The 14569-nt window shown below is 72.5% G+C and carries 12 protein-coding genes; 5 read left to right on the top strand and 7 right to left on the bottom strand.

From position 1 onward, the window contains the following. Positions 1-152: 152 nt before the first annotated feature. The 3 genes from OG599_RS07890 to OG599_RS07880 form a co-directional block, all read right to left on the bottom strand. Positions 153-965, bottom strand: coding sequence for a thioredoxin domain-containing protein (locus OG599_RS07890; RefSeq protein WP_327175233.1), 813 nt, complete (start codon positions 963-965; stop codon positions 153-155). A 62-nt stretch (positions 966-1027) separates the two neighbouring features. After that, complete coding sequence (locus OG599_RS07885; RefSeq protein WP_327175232.1) at positions 1028-1717, bottom strand: hypothetical protein; 690 nt, start codon at positions 1715-1717, stop codon at positions 1028-1030. 108 nt (positions 1718-1825) lie between these two features. Continuing rightward, the gene (locus OG599_RS07880) at positions 1826-3151 is read right to left on the bottom strand and encodes a DUF2252 domain-containing protein (protein ID WP_327175231.1); all 1326 of its coding nucleotides are present in this window, start codon (positions 3149-3151) and stop codon (positions 1826-1828) included. A 258-nt stretch (positions 3152-3409) separates the two neighbouring features. Between OG599_RS07880 and dnaE the strand changes: the two genes are divergently transcribed. Then, the gene (dnaE, locus tag OG599_RS07875; protein WP_327175230.1) at positions 3410-6949 is read left to right on the top strand and encodes a DNA polymerase III subunit alpha; all 3540 of its coding nucleotides are present in this window, start codon (positions 3410-3412) and stop codon (positions 6947-6949) included. A gap of 207 nt (positions 6950-7156) precedes the next feature. Here dnaE and OG599_RS07870 read toward each other — a convergent pair whose 3' ends face one another. Beyond that, positions 7157-7336 carry a hypothetical protein gene (locus OG599_RS07870; protein WP_327175229.1) on the bottom strand — a complete coding sequence of 60 codons (180 nt, stop codon included), beginning with the start codon at positions 7334-7336 and terminating at the stop codon, positions 7157-7159. Positions 7337-7593: 257 nt separating this feature from the next. Here OG599_RS07870 and OG599_RS07865 point away from each other — a divergent pair, with 257 nt between their 5' ends. The 4 genes from OG599_RS07865 (at position 7594) to OG599_RS07850 (ending at position 12000) form a co-directional block, all read left to right on the top strand. After that, entirely contained in the window at positions 7594-8862 is a 1269-nt protein-coding gene (locus OG599_RS07865) for an NYN domain-containing protein (protein ID WP_327175228.1), read from the top strand. 151 nt (positions 8863-9013) lie between these two features. Beyond that, the gene (locus tag OG599_RS07860; RefSeq protein WP_327179960.1) at positions 9014-9997 is read left to right on the top strand and encodes an ABC transporter ATP-binding protein; all 984 of its coding nucleotides are present in this window, start codon (positions 9014-9016) and stop codon (positions 9995-9997) included. Between the two features lie 91 nt (positions 9998-10088). After that, complete coding sequence (locus OG599_RS07855; RefSeq protein WP_442809664.1) at positions 10089-11000, top strand: ABC transporter permease; 912 nt, start codon at positions 10089-10091, stop codon at positions 10998-11000. A gap of 148 nt (positions 11001-11148) precedes the next feature. Continuing rightward, positions 11149-12000, top strand: coding sequence for an ABC transporter permease (locus OG599_RS07850; RefSeq protein WP_327175227.1), 852 nt, complete (start codon positions 11149-11151; stop codon positions 11998-12000). A 117-nt stretch (positions 12001-12117) separates the two neighbouring features. On the opposite strand, the gene ybaK is transcribed toward OG599_RS07850, so the two are convergent. The 3 genes from ybaK to OG599_RS07835 are packed head-to-tail and all read right to left on the bottom strand — an operon-like array spanning position 12118 to position 14489. Continuing rightward, positions 12118-12615, bottom strand: a complete 498-nt coding sequence (ybaK, locus tag OG599_RS07845) for a Cys-tRNA(Pro) deacylase (protein ID WP_327175226.1) — start codon at positions 12613-12615, stop codon at positions 12118-12120. Positions 12616-12642: 27 nt separating this feature from the next. Continuing rightward, positions 12643-13389, bottom strand: coding sequence for an LON peptidase substrate-binding domain-containing protein (locus OG599_RS07840; protein WP_327175225.1), 747 nt, complete (start codon positions 13387-13389; stop codon positions 12643-12645). A 5-nt stretch (positions 13390-13394) separates the two neighbouring features. Beyond that, the gene (locus tag OG599_RS07835; RefSeq protein WP_327175224.1) at positions 13395-14489 is read right to left on the bottom strand and encodes a hypothetical protein; all 1095 of its coding nucleotides are present in this window, start codon (positions 14487-14489) and stop codon (positions 13395-13397) included. Between the last annotated feature and the right edge of the window lie 80 nt (positions 14490-14569).

Genomic DNA, 14569 nt, shown 5'->3' with positions numbered 1-14569 from the left:
GGGACACATGACCGCCGCGCCGGCCGTGGCCGGAATCCGCCCGGGCACGGCTCAGGGGCCGGCGGACACCGGGCGGGGGCGGACGGACACCGGGCGGGGGCGGACGGACACCGGCCGTGTCCGCCCGCCCCCGCCCGGGAGCACCCGGTGCGTCAGCCCTTGAGCGCCGCGTCGATCGCCGTGGTGTAGTCGGCGACCGTCATGGGCGCGCTGTCGCTGCCCGCGGCGGTCACGTTCTTGCCGTCCATCTTCAGGGTCGGCGTGCCGGTGACCCCGCTGGAGTCGAAGGTCTTGGACATCTTCACGGCCCAGGCGTCGTAGGTGCCGTCGTTGACGTCCTTCTGGAACGCCTTGTTGCCCTTGAGCGCGTCCACCGAGTCCGCGACCTCGATGAGGTAGCTGTCCTTGGCGAACTTGTCCTCGGTCTCGTCGGGGTGGTACTTCGCCGAGTACAGCGCCGTCTTGTACTGGAGGAACGCCTCGGGGCTGACGTTGAGGGCCGCGCCCAGGGCGCTGAGGGCGTTCTTGGAGCCCTCGCCGTTGTCGCTGTTGTCGATGAAGGTGGCACCGACGTACTTGATCTTGTACTTGCCGTCCGCGACGTCCTTGGTGACCGTCGAGCCGACGGTCTGCTCGAACTGGGCGCAGATCGGGCAGCGGGAGTCCTCGTACATCTCCAGCGTCTTCTTCGCGGAGGACTCACCGATCACGACGGTCGTGCCGTTGGTGCCGGTGGTGTTCTTCGGGGCGGTCACCTTCGCGTCGCCCGCCGCCTCCCAGGCGTCCGGCTTGTTCAGCTCGTTGACGCCGTAGGCGACACCGCCGGCTATCGCCAGCACCGCGACGATCGAGACGCCGACGATGATCTGCTTGCGGGCCTTGTCCTTCTTCGCCTGGCGCTCGCGCTCCGCGCGCAGCCGCTCGCGGGCCGCTGCCTTGTTCGCCTGGTTGTTGCGGTTGCTCATGATCGTTCTCCGTGGAATCTACGTACGAGACGTGAGGAAGGGGGAGGGATGCCGTACCGGGATCAAACCGGCAGCGGCGGTCCCCTCCGGCCCACGGAGTGCGTGAAGAGCGGGCGGGCGGCGACCGGCGGGCGCCGGCCGACCGGTCGCACCGCCTCGCGCGCCGGCCGCCGGGAGGCGCCGGCCACCGCCGCCGCGACCAGCAGCGGGCGGAACGCGAAAGCGGCCGCCGCCCGCAGCAGGGCGGCGAGCGCGGACTCGCCGCGGCGCAGCCAGGCGGCGGCGAGTAGCCCGACCGTCACGTGCGCGGCGAGCAGCAACCAGGGGACCGTCGGCCCCGGGGACAGCGGCAGCTCCAGGACGGACGCGGCGGCGGGACGGCCGACTCCGGCCACCCGCGCCAGCGGCGCGCCCACCCCGTGGCCGCCGCAGAGCACGTCGAACCCGAGGGAGCGCAGCGGACCGGCCACCGGGCCGCCCGCCGCGCCGTAGCAGAGCTGCTGCCCGGTGGTGAAGACGGTGTCGGCGGCGAGCTCCAGCGGGACCAGCAGCCCCGCTATCGCCCCGAAGCCGCGCTCCCGCCCCGCCAGCGCGTAGGCGGCGGCGAACACCAGGCCCGCCACCAGCGCCAGCGCGGCCACCGGCAGGGCTTCCCGGGAGAGGAGGACGTGGGACGCGGAGGACAGCGTGACGACGAGCGCGGTGAAGAGCGCCGCGCGCGCGGTCCGAAGGTGCGTCCTCGATATGTCCATCGCCGGAGAGTCTCGCACGCGCCCCTGTAAGCGAACCCTAAGGGCCCGGGAGAACGGCTCTCACGGGCCCGGTCACGGGCTCGGCCGGAGGTTCGGCCGGAGGTTCGGTCAGAGGCCCGGAATGCGGCCGTTGCGGAAGAGGTCCACGAAGATCCGGTGGTCCCGGCGGGCCCGTGCGCCGTAACTGTGGGCGAAGTCGACGAGCAGGTCGCCGAAGCCGTCCTCGTCGGCCGCGATGGCGGCGTCGATGGCCCGCTCGGTGGAGAACGGCACCAGCGAGTGGCCGCTCTCGTCGTCGGCCGCCGCGTGCATGGTGGCCGTCGCCCGGCCGAGGTCGGCGACGACCGCCGCGATCTCGTCGGGCTCGTCGATGTCGGACCAGTCCAGGTCCACGGCGTACGGCGAGACCTCGGCGACCAGCTGTCCGGCGCCGTCCAGCTCGGTCCAGCCCAGCCACGGGTCGGCGTGGGCCTGGAGCGCCCGCTGCGAGATCACCGTGCGGTGGCCCTCGTGCTGGAAGTAGTCGCGCACCGAGGAGTCCGTGATGTGCCGGGAGACGGCCGGGGTCTGCGCCTGCTTGAGGTAGATCACGACGTCGTTCTCCAGGGCGTCGCTGTTCCCCTCCAGCAGGATGTTGTACGAGGGCAGCCCGGCCGAGCCGATGCCGATGCCCCGGCGGCCCACCACGTCCTTCACCCGGTACGAGTCCGGGCGGGTCAGGCTCGACTCGGGCAGGGTCTCCAGATAGCCGTCGAACGCCGCGAGGACCTTGTACCGGGTCGCCGCGTCCAGGTCGATGGCGCCACCGCCCGCGGCGAACCGCCGCTCGAAGTCGCGGATCTCCGTCATCGAGTCCAGCAGCGAGAAGCGGGTGAGCGACCGGGCCGTGCGGAGCGCGCCGAGCAGCGGGCCGTCGGCGGTGTCCAGGGTGAAGGGCGGCACCTCGTCGTTCTTCGCGCCGGTCGCGAGCGCGTGGACGCGCTCGCGGTACGCGGCGGCGTAGACCCGGACCAGCTCGGTGATCTGGTCGTCGCTGAGCGCCTTGGCGTACCCGATCAGGGCGACGGAGGCGGCGAAGCGCTTGAGGTCCCAGGTGAACGGGCCGACGTACGCCTCGTCGAAGTCGTTGACGTTGAAGACCAGGCGGCCGTTGGCGTCCATGTAGGTGCCGAAGTTCTCCGCGTGGAGGTCCCCGTGGATCCAGACGCGGCCGGTGCGCTCGTCCAGGAACGGACCGCCGTGGCGCTCCCGGGCCAGGTCGTCGTAGAACAGGCAGGCGGTGCCCCGGTAGAAGGCGAAGGCCGAGCCCGCCATCTTCCGGAACTTGACCTGGAAGGCGGCCGGGTCGGCCGCCAGCAGCTCACCGAAGGCCGTCTCGAAGACGGCGAGAATGCGCTCCCCGCGGTCTTCCGCGCCGCTCAGCTGTTCCGACATCGCTGGGTGCCTCCTGGTGCAGGGTGCCGAATCTGCTTCGATCACCGTCGAACATGGCGTTCATGACAAATGGGATGGGCGTCTCCGCCCCTCCAACGCGCGACCGTACTCCCAAGTGCCCGACGTTCGTCAGCGCGGAGACGTAGACTTCCACGCTGTCCCCTCGACACCCCCCAGCCGTCGGTTGTCCGCCGCCCGCCCGTCATCCCGGGCCGAGTGCGGCGTGCCACATCTGTCATCCCCCGGAGGCACAGCGCCGTGACCAAGCCGCCCTTCACGCACCTGCACGTCCACACCCAGTACTCCCTGCTCGACGGTGCCGCGCGGCTCAAGGACATGTTCGAGGCGGCCAACACCATGGGGATGTCGCACGTCGCCATGACGGACCACGGCAACCTCCACGGGGCGTACGACTTCTTCCACACGGCGAAGAAGGCCGGCGTGACGCCGATCATCGGCATCGAGGCGTACGTCGCCCCGGAGTCGCGCAAGCACAAGCGGAAGATCCAGTGGGGGCAGCCGCACCAGAAGCGGGACGACGTCTCCGGTTCCGGTGGTTACACCCACAAGACGATCTGGGCGGCGAACAGCACCGGGCTGCACAACCTCTTCAAGCTCTCCTCGGACGCGTACGCCGAGGGCTGGCTGCAGAAGTGGCCCCGCATGGACAAGGAGACCATCGCCCAGTGGTCGGAGGGCCTGATCGCCTCCACCGGGTGCCCCTCCGGCGAGGTGCAGACCCGGCTGCGGCTCGGCCAGTTCGACGAGGCCGTCCAGGCCGCCTCCGACTACAAGGACATCTTCGGCGAGGGCAAGTACTTCCTGGAGCTGATGGACCACGGCATCGAGATCGAGCGCCGGGTCCGCGACGGGCTCCTCGAAATCGGCAAGAAGCTGAACATCCCGCCGCTGGTCACCAACGACTCGCACTACACCTACGCGCACGAGGCGACCGCCCACGACGCCCTGCTCTGCATCCAGACCGGCAAGAACCTCTCCGACCCCGACCGCTTCCGCTTCGACGGCACCGGCTACTACCTCAAGACCACCGACGAGATGTACGCCGTCGACTCCTCCGACGCCTGGCAGCAGGGGTGCGCCAACACCCTGCTGGTCGCGCAGCAGATCGACACCTCCGGCATGTTCGAGGCGAAGAACCTCATGCCGAAGTTCGACATCCCGGACGGCTACACGGAGGTCACCTGGTTCCGGGAGGAGGTCCGGGTCGGCATGGACCGCCGCTTCCCGAACGGCGTCCCCGACGACCGGCAGAAGCAGGTCGAGTACGAGATGGACATCATCATCCAGATGGGGTTCCCGGGGTACTTCCTCGTCGTCGCCGACTTCATCATGTGGGCCAAGAACAACGGCATCGCGGTCGGCCCCGGCCGAGGCTCCGCGGCCGGCTCGATCGTCTCGTACGCCATGGGCATCACCGACCTCGACCCGATCGAGCACGGACTGATCTTCGAGCGGTTCCTCAACCCCGAGCGCGTCTCCATGCCCGACGTCGACATCGACTTCGACGAACGCCGGCGCGTCGAGGTGATCCGGTACGTCACCGAGAAGTACGGCGCCGACAAGGTCGCCATGATCGGCACGTACGGCAAGATCAAGGCGAAGAACGCCATCAAGGACTCCGCCCGCGTCCTCGGCTACCCGTACGCCATGGGCGACCGCCTCACCAAGGCCATGCCCGCCGACGTCCTCGGCAAGGGCATCGACCTCAACGGCATCACCGACCCCAAGCACCCGCGCTACAGCGAGGCCGGCGAGATCCGGGGGATGTACGAGAACGAGCCGGACGTCAAGAAGGTCATCGACACCGCCAAGGGCGTCGAAGGACTGGTCCGGCAGATGGGCGTGCACGCCGCCGGCGTGATCATGTCCAGCGAACCGATCGTGGACCACGCCCCGGTCTGGGTCCGGCACACCGACGGCGTCACCATCACCCAGTGGGACTACCCCCAGTGCGAGTCGCTGGGCCTGCTCAAGATGGACTTCCTCGGCCTGCGCAACCTCACCATCATGGACGACGCCGTCAAGATGGTGAAGGCGAACAAGGGCATCGAGCTGGAGATGCTCTCCCTGCCCCTGAACGACCCCAAGACGTACGAACTCCTCTGCCGGGGCGACACGCTCGGCGTGTTCCAGTTCGACGGCGGGCCGATGCGTTCGCTGCTGCGCCAGATGCAGCCCGACAACTTCGAGGACATCTCCGCCGTCTCGGCCCTCTACCGGCCGGGCCCGATGGGCATGAACTCGCACACGAACTACGCCGAGCGCAAGAACGCCCGCCAGGAGATCACCCCGATCCACCCGGAGCTGGAGGAGCCCCTCAAGGAGGTCCTCGGCCTCACCTACGGCCTGATCGTCTACCAGGAGCAGGTGCAGAAGGCGGCCCAGATCGTCGCCGGTTACTCCCTCGGCGAGGCCGACATCCTGCGCCGCGTGATGGGCAAGAAGAAGGCCGACGAGCTGGCGAAGAACTTCGTCCTCTTCGAGGCCGGCGCCAAGAAGAACGGCTTCTCCGACGCCGCGATCAAGGCGCTCTGGGACGTCCTGGTGCCGTTCGCCGGCTACGCGTTCAACAAGGCGCACTCCTCCGCGTACGGTCTCGTCACCTACTGGACCGCCTACCTCAAGGCGAACTACCCCGCCGAGTACATGGCCGCCCTGCTGACCTCGGTCAAGGACGACAAGGACAAGTCGGCGATCTACCTCAACGAGTGCCGGCGCATGGGCATCAAGGTGCTCCCGCCGAACGTCAACGAGTCCGAGGCCAACTTCGCCGCCCAGGGTGACGACGTGATCCTCTTCGGCCTCACCGCCGTGCGCAACGTCGGCACGAACGTCGTGGACTCGATCATCCGGTGCCGCAAGGCGAAGGGGAAGTACAGCACCTTCCCCGACTTCCTCGACAAGGTCGAAGCGGTCGTCTGCAACAAGCGCACCGTTGAATCGCTCATCAAGGCCGGCGCCTTCGACGAGATGGGCCACACCCGCAAGGGACTCGTCGCCCACCACGAACCGATGATCGACAACGTGGTCCAGGTCAAGCGCAAGGAGGCCGAGGGGCAGTTCGACCTCTTCGGCGGCATGGGCGAGGAGGAGAGCGACGAGCCCGGCTTCGGGCTGGACGTCGAGTTCTCCGACATCGAGTGGGAGAAGTCCTACCTGCTCGCCCAGGAACGCGAGATGCTCGGCCTGTACGTCTCCGACCACCCGCTCTTCGGTCTTGAGCACGTGCTCTCCGACAAGGCGGACGCCGCGATCTCCCAACTGACCGGCGGGGAGCACAGCGACGGTGCCGTCGTCACCGTCGGCGGCATCATCTCCGGCCTCCAGCGGAAGATGACCAAGCAGGGCAACGCCTGGGCCATCGCCACCGTCGAGGACCTCGCGGGCGCCATCGAGTGCATGTTCTTCCCGGCCACCTACCAACTGGTCTCCACCCAGCTGGTGGAGGACACCGTCGTCTTCGTCAAGGGACGGCTCGACAAGCGCGAGGACGTGCCGCGGCTCGTCGCCATGGAGATGCAGGTCCCCGACATCTCCAACGCGGGCACCAACGCACCGGTCGTCCTCACCATCCCCACCGTGAAGATCACGCCCCCGATGGTCAGCCGCCTCGGTGAAGTGCTTTCCAGCCACCGGGGCGACACCGAGGTCCGCATCAAGCTCCAGGGCCCGCGCAAGACCACCGTCCTGCGGCTCGACCGGCACCGGGTGAAGCCCGACCCGGCGCTCTTCGGCGACCTCAAGGTGCTGCTCGGCCCGTCCTGCCTGGCGGGCTGACGGGACCGGCCGCGGCCGCGTACGGGGCGTAACAGGGCGGTCGCGTACGGCATCCGGGCCGATGCGCGCGAGCGGCGCCCGGGTCGGGTGCGCGTACGGCACCAGGTCCGCGCGCGTACGGCACCCGGCCGGTACGCCCGTACGACAAGCGAAGGGGCGCCCCCGCCGACGACGGCGGGGGCGCCCCTTACTGCGGTGTCACGGCCGTCAGTTGTGGCCGAAACGCCGCTGGTGCTTGCGGGCCACGTCCGAGGGGCTGCCCTGGGCCTGCGACTGCGACGTGCTCCGGTCCTCAAAGGACGTCGACTTCGCCTGCTCGGCGCCGCGCTCCGCCGCGGACGCGCGGTCCTGGGGGCTGCCCTGCTTACGGTTCTTGTTCTTGGCCATGGTGATTGCCTCCTGTGGGGAATCCTGGTTGCCAGGACCGATGTCAGACTCACATAGCCCCACAAAGCACGCATGTTGGATCATTACCTTCCGTAGTGGACATCGCTGTGGGCCCCCTGCCGACCCCCGCAGGCCCCCTGTGGGCAACTCCCACCGCATCCGCCACGCCGAAGATCGAGTTCCGGCCGTCTACTTCCGCGCGGTCGGGCAGACTCGACGGAAACCCTGAACGGCCGTTCGCCGAATTCCGGAAGAGGGTGGAACGCGTGGACCGTTGCGTCGTCCTGGTGGACGCCGGCTACCTGCTGGGCGCAGCCGCGAGTCTGCTGGCGGGCGAACCAGCCCGTTCGCGCATCACCGTCGACCACGCCGCCCTGATCCAGGGCCTGCGCGAACGCGCCGAGGCCGACACCGAGCAACCCCTGCTGCGCATCTACTGGTTCGACGGCGCCCCCGACCGCGTACCGCAGCCCGAACACCGCAGGCTGCGGGTCATGCCGAGAGTCACCGTCCGGCTCGGCGCGCTCACCCGGAGCGACGGACGATGGGCGCAGAAGGGCGTCGACGCGGCCATGCACGCCGAACTGACCGAACTGGCCCGCAACCGCGCCTGTTCCGACGTGGTCCTGGTGACCGGCGACGGCGACCTGCTGCCCGGTCTGATGTCCGCCAAGGAACACGGCGTCGCCGTCCACCTCTGGGCCGTCCAGGCCGCGGACGGCGACTACAACCAGTCCGAGGACCTGGTGGCCGAGGCCGACGAACGCCGCGTGCTCGACCGCGCCTGGATCACCAAGGCCGTCCGCGCCAAGGAGACCGGCGGGATCTGCGCCCCGCAGTCCGCCCCGCGCCCCGAGATCGCCGCGATCCTCTCCGCGCCCCTGCCCGAAGCGGCCCTCGCGGCCTCCGCCGAGCGCGCCTCCGAGGCCCAGGCGGCGGCCCGCGCCGGTGCCCCGCCGGCGCCCCGCCCGGAGAGCGGCGGCACGCCCGAGCCCGCGCCCGCTCACAACCACAAGGGCGTCCCCACGCCGAAGGACCTGGCCGCCCTCCGCGCGTCCGCGGGCGGCCCCGCCGCCCCGGTACAGGCGCAGCCCGCCCCGGCGCCGAGCGCCACGCTGCGCTGGTCCTCGGACCGGGGGTGGGCGGACCGGGGCTCCCTCGGCGAACCCCCGGAGACCGCCTCGCTGCCCACCCTCGCCCAGGTCACCACCGCCGAACAGCGCTGGGCCGACCGCGAGGAGGACATCACCACCGTGGGCGGCGACCCCTTCGAGGTCGGCCAGGTCTTCGCCCGCCGTTGGATGGAGCGGCTCCCGGAGACCGTCCACCTCCAGAAGCTCTCCACCATGTACCCGCGCATCCCGCACCGGATCGACGGGGAGCTCCTGCGGTACGCGGCGCGCTTCGGACTCCTCGCGCACAAGGACGACCAGATCGACGAGCACGACCGCTACGCCATCCGGGCCGGATTCTGGCGCGAGATCGACATCACGGCCGCCGCGGACCACGTCCCCGCCCCGGAATGACCCGGCGGGCGCCCGTAGGCGTCCTCGGGTGCCCGCCGGGCTCCGCGCGTCGACCGGGACCGGGCCCCCGGCGCAATCCGGACCATCCGACCCCGTACTCTCGTACCTCGTGAGTACGGGCACAGCACAGGCGCAGAGGGCCACCGGGACCGTGTGCGCGGTGCGTGATCTGGTGAAGACCTACCCGGCCGTCCGGGGCCGCCGCGGCACGCCCGCCGCGCCCGAGGTACGGGCCACCGACGGCATCACCCTGGAGGTGCGCGGCGGCGAGATCTTCGGGCTGCTCGGCCCCAACGGTGCCGGCAAGTCCACCCTGGTGCGCCAGCTCACCGGCCTGATGCGCCCCGACTCCGGCAGCGTCGAGGTGCTCGGCCACGACCTCGTGCGCCATCCCGAACGCGCCTCCCGGCTCATCGGCTACCTCGGCCAGGAGTCCACCGCCCTCGACGAGCTGACCGTCTCCCTCGCCGCCGAGACCACCGGGCGGCTGCGCGGCCTCCCGGTCCGCGAGGCCCGCGCCGAGCGCGACGCCGTACTGGAGGAGCTCGGCCTCACCGAGCTGGCCGGGCGGCCCCTGAAGAAGCTCTCCGGCGGTCAGCGCAGGCTCGCCTGCTTCGCCGCCGCCCTCGTCGGACAGCGCCCGGTGCTGATCCTGGACGAGCCGACCACCGGCATGGACCCCGTCGCCCGCCGCTCCGTCTGGGCCGCCGTCGACCGGCGCCGGGCCGAGCACGGCGCGACCGTGCTGCTGGTCACCCACAACGTCATCGAGGCCGAGACGGTCCTCGACCGGGTCGCCGTCGTCGAACGCGGCAAGGTCATCGCCTGCGACACCCCGCAGGGCCTCAAGGAGCAGGTGGCCGGCGAGGTCAGGGTCGAGCTGATGTGGCGCGAGCGCGCCCCGCTGGACGTCCCCGAGGTCGCCGCGCTGCGCGCCTCGGCCCAGGAGTCCGGGCGCCGCTGGGTGCTGCGCCTGAAGCCCGACGAGGCGCGGGCCGCCGTCGCCGCGGTGACCGGTGGGGCGGCCTTCGCGGCCCTGGACGACTTCACCCTGGCGACCCCCAGCCTGGAGGACGTCTACCTCGCCCTCGGCGGGGACGCGGCGGACGCGCGCAGGGGACTGGTGAAGGGATGAGGCCGACGGCGACGGCTCCGGCCGGCCGGGGCCCTGGGGACGGACGGGACGTGTGCGGAAGAACAGCGGCAGTGAACGGGAGCAGCGCCAGGTGACGAGCATCGTTCCCGCCGAGGCGGTGTCCCCGCTCGGCCGGCCGGCCGGCGGCCCGGCCGCGTCCACGGGGTCCACCGCGCCCACCGGGTCCAAGGGGTCCGCCGGGACCAAGGCGTCCACCGGGGCGGTCGGCGGCTCCTGGGCCGGGGAACCGGCCCCGCTGGCGCCGCGCGCCCGGCTGCTGCCCGCGCTGGCCGCCGTGTACCGGGCCCAGCTCTCGCGGGCCCGGGTGGCCCGTATCCCGCTGCTCTTCGTGGCGACCTTCCAGTCCGTCGGCATCATGATCATGATGCGCGGGGTCGTGGACGGCGGCACCGAGGCGCGGGCCGTGGTCGCGGGCTCCAGCGTGCTGGTGGTCGCCTTCGTCGCGCTGAACCTGCTCGCCCAGTACTTCGGCCAGCTGAGGGCCAACGGCGGCCTCGACCACTACGCCACCCTGCCGGTGCCGCCCGCGGCCGTGGTGCTGGGCGCGGCGGGCGCGTACGCCTCCTTCACCGTGCCGGGCGCCGTCTTCACCGCGGTCGCGGGGAGCGCGCTCTTCCAGCTCCCGATGGCGCACCTGTGGGTGCTGGTCGCCGTGGTCCCGCTGGCCGGGGCCGCGCTGTCCGGGCTGGGCGCCGCGCTCGGGCTCCTGGCCCCGCGCCAGGAGCTGGCCACCCTGCTGGGGCAGCTCGGCATGTCCGCCGCGCTGCTGCTGGGCGTGCTGCCCGCCGAGCGGCTGCCGGAGGTGGTGCGCTGGGCGCGCGACCTGCTGCCGTCCACGTACGGGGTGGAGGCGCTGGCCCGTTCCTTCGACGCCGACCCGGACTGGGCCGTCGTCGCGCTGGACCTCGGGGTCTGCGCGGCGGTGGGAGTGCTCTCGCTGGCCGTGGCGACCTGGGCGTACCGCCGGGCGGCCGTGCGCTGAGCGCCGGGGAGGCCGTGGGGCGAGGGCCGGGGAGGCCGGGCACTGAGGGCCGGGCGTTCTCCGTGAGGGGGCCCGGTGGTGGTGCGGGCGCTGCCCGGTGATCAGGTCCGGTGCGGCGCTGCCCGGGGCCGCCTGGCACGATGGCACGGTGACCGCACCCTTGACGCCGCCCGACCCGCCGACGCCCTACGATCCCTGGCCGTCTCCTCCGGCGGGTTCGCACCTCGCCCCCGGTCAGTCGCCGCCCGACCGCGCCCGGGCGCGGGCCGCGATCGGCCGGGCCGCGCTCGTCACCGTGCTGGTGGCCGTCGCCGGCGTCGCGCTCGGTCTGCTCTGGCTCTGGCTCTCCCCGCGCATCCCGCTGATCTCGGACGACACCGCCGTCTACCTCAAGGACAGCGAGGGCGAGGAGGCCGTCGGAGCGGACGGCACGTTCGCCCTGCTCGCCGCCGGATTCGGCGTCGTCTCGGCCGCCGTGGTCTACCTGCTCCGGCGTACCGGCGGCATCCCGACGGTGGTCGGCCTGGCGCTCGGCGGCCTGCTCGGAGCGCTGCTCGCCTGGTGGCTGGGTACCTCCCTCGGCCCGACCTCGGACGTGGTCGCCCACGCCAAGGAAGCCGGGAAGGGGGTGACCTTCGACGCGCCGCTGGAACTGAACGCGAAGGGCGCGCTGCTCGCCTGGCCGGTGGCCGCGATGGTCGTGCACCTGATCCTCACGGCGGCCTTCACGCCCCGGGACCCCGACCCCGACACGCAGTGGCAGCACCCCGGGTGGGCGACGAACGGCGCCGAGTGGGCGTACGGCCCGGCCGGCCAGCCGGTCCAGGGTCAGCCGGTGGAGGGCCAGCCGGTGGAGGGTGTGCCCGGCGCACCGGGCACGGCGGCCGCACCCGGCACGCCCGACGGCCCGGCGCCGGACGGGGCGGGCCCGGACGCCGGTACGCGGGCACGGGCGCAGAGCGACACGAAGGGCCCCGCCGGACCGCAGCCGCCGGCCTGAGGCTCCGCCGCGAGGTGGCGGCGCGGTGGCGGGCAGGGCTCCGGGCTGTCGGCCTCCAGGCGCCCGGCGCCCCGTCACGCGCGCCGGGCTCCGGTCGTGCGCGCGCCCGACCGGCCGTTACGCGCGCCCGATCGGCGCGAACACCGCGCCGGTGAGCCGCGCCAGGTCCGCCGCCGCCAGTTCGACCTCCAGGCCCCGGCGCCCTGCCGAGACGCAGATGGTCGGGTGCGAACCGGCCGAGGCGTCGACGACCGTACGCAGCCGCTTGCGCTGGCCCAGCGGCGAGATGCCGCCGCGCACGTACCCCGTGGTGCGTTCGGCCGCCGCCGGATCGGCCATGGCGGCCCGCTTGCCGCCGACCGCCGAGGCGAGCGCCTTCAGGTCGAGCGAGCCCGCGACCGGGACCACCGCCACCGTCAGCTCGCCGTCCACGTCGGCGACCAGGGTCTTGAACACCCGTTCGGGGGAGACGCCGAGGGCCTCGGCCGCCTCCTCGCCGTAACTGGGCGCCCCCGGGTCGTGCTCGTAGGCGTGGACCGTGAAGTCGGCCCCGGCCGCGGTCAGCGCGACCGTGGCCGGGGTACCGCCCTGCTGCTTCTTCGTCTTCTTCGCCACGGGCGCGAGGTCCTTCGGGGTATCGGGTCAGTTCAGGTGCGTGGGGGCGCGGGTGAGGTCCACGGCCGGGAGCGACGGCAGATGGCGGAGGACCGCCGTCTCCTTGCGGAGCAGGGTGAGTTCCTCGCGCAGCCGGGTCGCGGTGTCCGGGGCCTGGAGCAGCCGCTGCTTCGTGGCCACGTCCAGCACGGTGGCGGCGGCCACCAGGTAGGAGACGACGGACGGTTCGTCCGGCAGGTCGCCGCCGGTGGTCAGCGACCGCTCGTTCGCTCCGGCCAGCCGCTTCTGGTACGTGCGGAAGGCGCGCATCACGCCCTCGGCGAGGGTCCGGGCCTCACCGGCCTCCTCGTCCTCGGCGAGGAACTCCACCTCGGCCGTCAGATACGGGCCGCTCGCGTCCACCGAGAGCAGCCGGACCCGGGTGGTGCCGGTGGCCAGCACCTCGAAGCTGCCGTCGGCGCGCTCGCGGATCTTGGCGGCGTCGGCCACGCAGCCGACGCGGTGGAAGGACTGGACCGGGTCGGCGCCGAAGCCGTCGGCCGGGGCGCGCTCGGTCTGGACCGTCGTGCCCTCCGGCATTCCGGTGCCGGTCACGGCGGTCTCCCGGCCGTCCCGTACCGCCACCACCACGAAGCGGCGGGGTTCGTCGTCGTCGGTCTTCAGCAGCTCGCGCATGATGGCGCGATATCGCTCCTCGAAGACGTTCAACGGCAGCACGAGGCCGGGGAACAGAACCGCGTTGAGCGGGAAGAGGGGCAGGTGCGCTGTGGTCACAACGCTCAAGCGTAATGGCCGTGCGCCCTGCCGTGGGCGGCCCGGCTCCACAGCGGGGTCGCCGAGGCCACCTGGAGCCGCGCCGCGTCCCTGGCTTCCAGGAAGCGGGCCAGCGCGTCCTCGGCCACCGACGACCATGGGAGGGACTGGGACCGGTGCGACGACGGGCACCACGGGAGCGGCTGGGACCAGGGGAACGAGTGGGCGTACGGCCCGATCAGCCGGAACTGCTCCAGCGCCTCGCGCCAGCGGCCCCGCGCCACCAGGACGTACGCCAGGAGGTTGCGGATCTCGGCGGGCCACGGGTCCCCGGGGGCGTACGCGGCGGAGAGGCCGATCGCCAGGTCGGCGGCGGCGTCGATCCGGCGCTCCGGCACCGGGGCGGTCCGCCCGGCGGTGTCCGGGTCGAGCAGCAGGGAGGCTGCGGCGCGCACCGGCAGCCCCTGCACCAGGGAGGTCGGGGCGGCGTCCTCGGCGGCCCGCTCCGCGAAGTCGAAACACGCGCGGTGCGACCCGTGCCGGGCGGCGGAGAGGTAGCGCAGTGCGGCCAGGTGGCAGCCGTAGTGGTGCGGGGAGCGGCGGACGGCCTCCGTCCACACCGACTCGAACGCGGTGTGCGTGGCCCGGGTGCCCCGCGCGTGGTCCAGCGCGAGGTGCCAGGGGACCGGGTCGCGGGGGTCGGCCTCGGCCGCCGCGGTGATCAGTGGGGCGACCTCGCCCAGCCGCTCCGCCGCCGCGGGCGACTCCCACGCCCGGCGCACGGCGAGCCCGGCGCGGACGAGCAGCGCGTCGGGGTCGCCGGGGGCGGCGTCCAGCCAGTCGTCCAGCCAGCCGTCCCGGCTGCGGGCGAAGGCGACCAGCCGGCCGAGGTAGCGGTCGCGCAGCTCCCACTCGGCGGTGTCGCGGGTGGTGGCGAGGAGCTTCGCGGCAGGCCCGTACGCGCCTTCGGCGGCGGCCACCAGCGCGGGGGAGAGGCGACTGTCGGGGGCGTCGAGCATGACCGCGTCGGCCGGAGGGAGTCCGGCCGACAGCCGGGAGCTGTGCCGGACCCTGCGCGCGGTACGGAGCAGAGCGCGAAGCGAGGGCATGGTGCGGACCATTGAAAAGCGCTGGTGGGGGCGGCGCCAGGGGTCTGCTGTGAAGCTTTGGTGCCGAGTCGGGTGGATCCGTAGGGGTTGCC

The sequence above is a fragment of the Streptomyces sp. NBC_01335 genome (genome assembly GCF_035953295.1).
Classification (GTDB): Bacteria; Actinomycetota; Actinomycetes; order Streptomycetales; family Streptomycetaceae; genus Streptomyces.
This window is presented reverse-complemented; position numbering and strand designations above follow the sequence as displayed.

Bases quoted from the DNA above. Each gene is read 5' to 3' on its own strand.
- OG599_RS07890 (WP_327175233.1), bottom strand. From the start codon at position 965: ATGAGCAACCGCAACAACCAGGCGAACAAGGCAGCGGCCCGCGAGCGG.
- OG599_RS07885 (WP_327175232.1), bottom strand. From the start codon at position 1,717: ATGGACATATCGAGGACGCACCTTCGGACCGCGCGCGCGGCGCTCTTC.
- OG599_RS07880 (WP_327175231.1), bottom strand. From the start codon at position 3,151: ATGTCGGAACAGCTGAGCGGCGCGGAAGACCGCGGGGAGCGCATTCTC.
- OG599_RS07870 (WP_327175229.1), bottom strand. From the start codon at position 7,336: ATGGCCAAGAACAAGAACCGTAAGCAGGGCAGCCCCCAGGACCGCGCG.
- OG599_RS07835 (WP_327175224.1), bottom strand. From the start codon at position 14,489: ATGGTCCGCACCATGCCCTCGCTTCGCGCTCTGCTCCGTACCGCGCGC.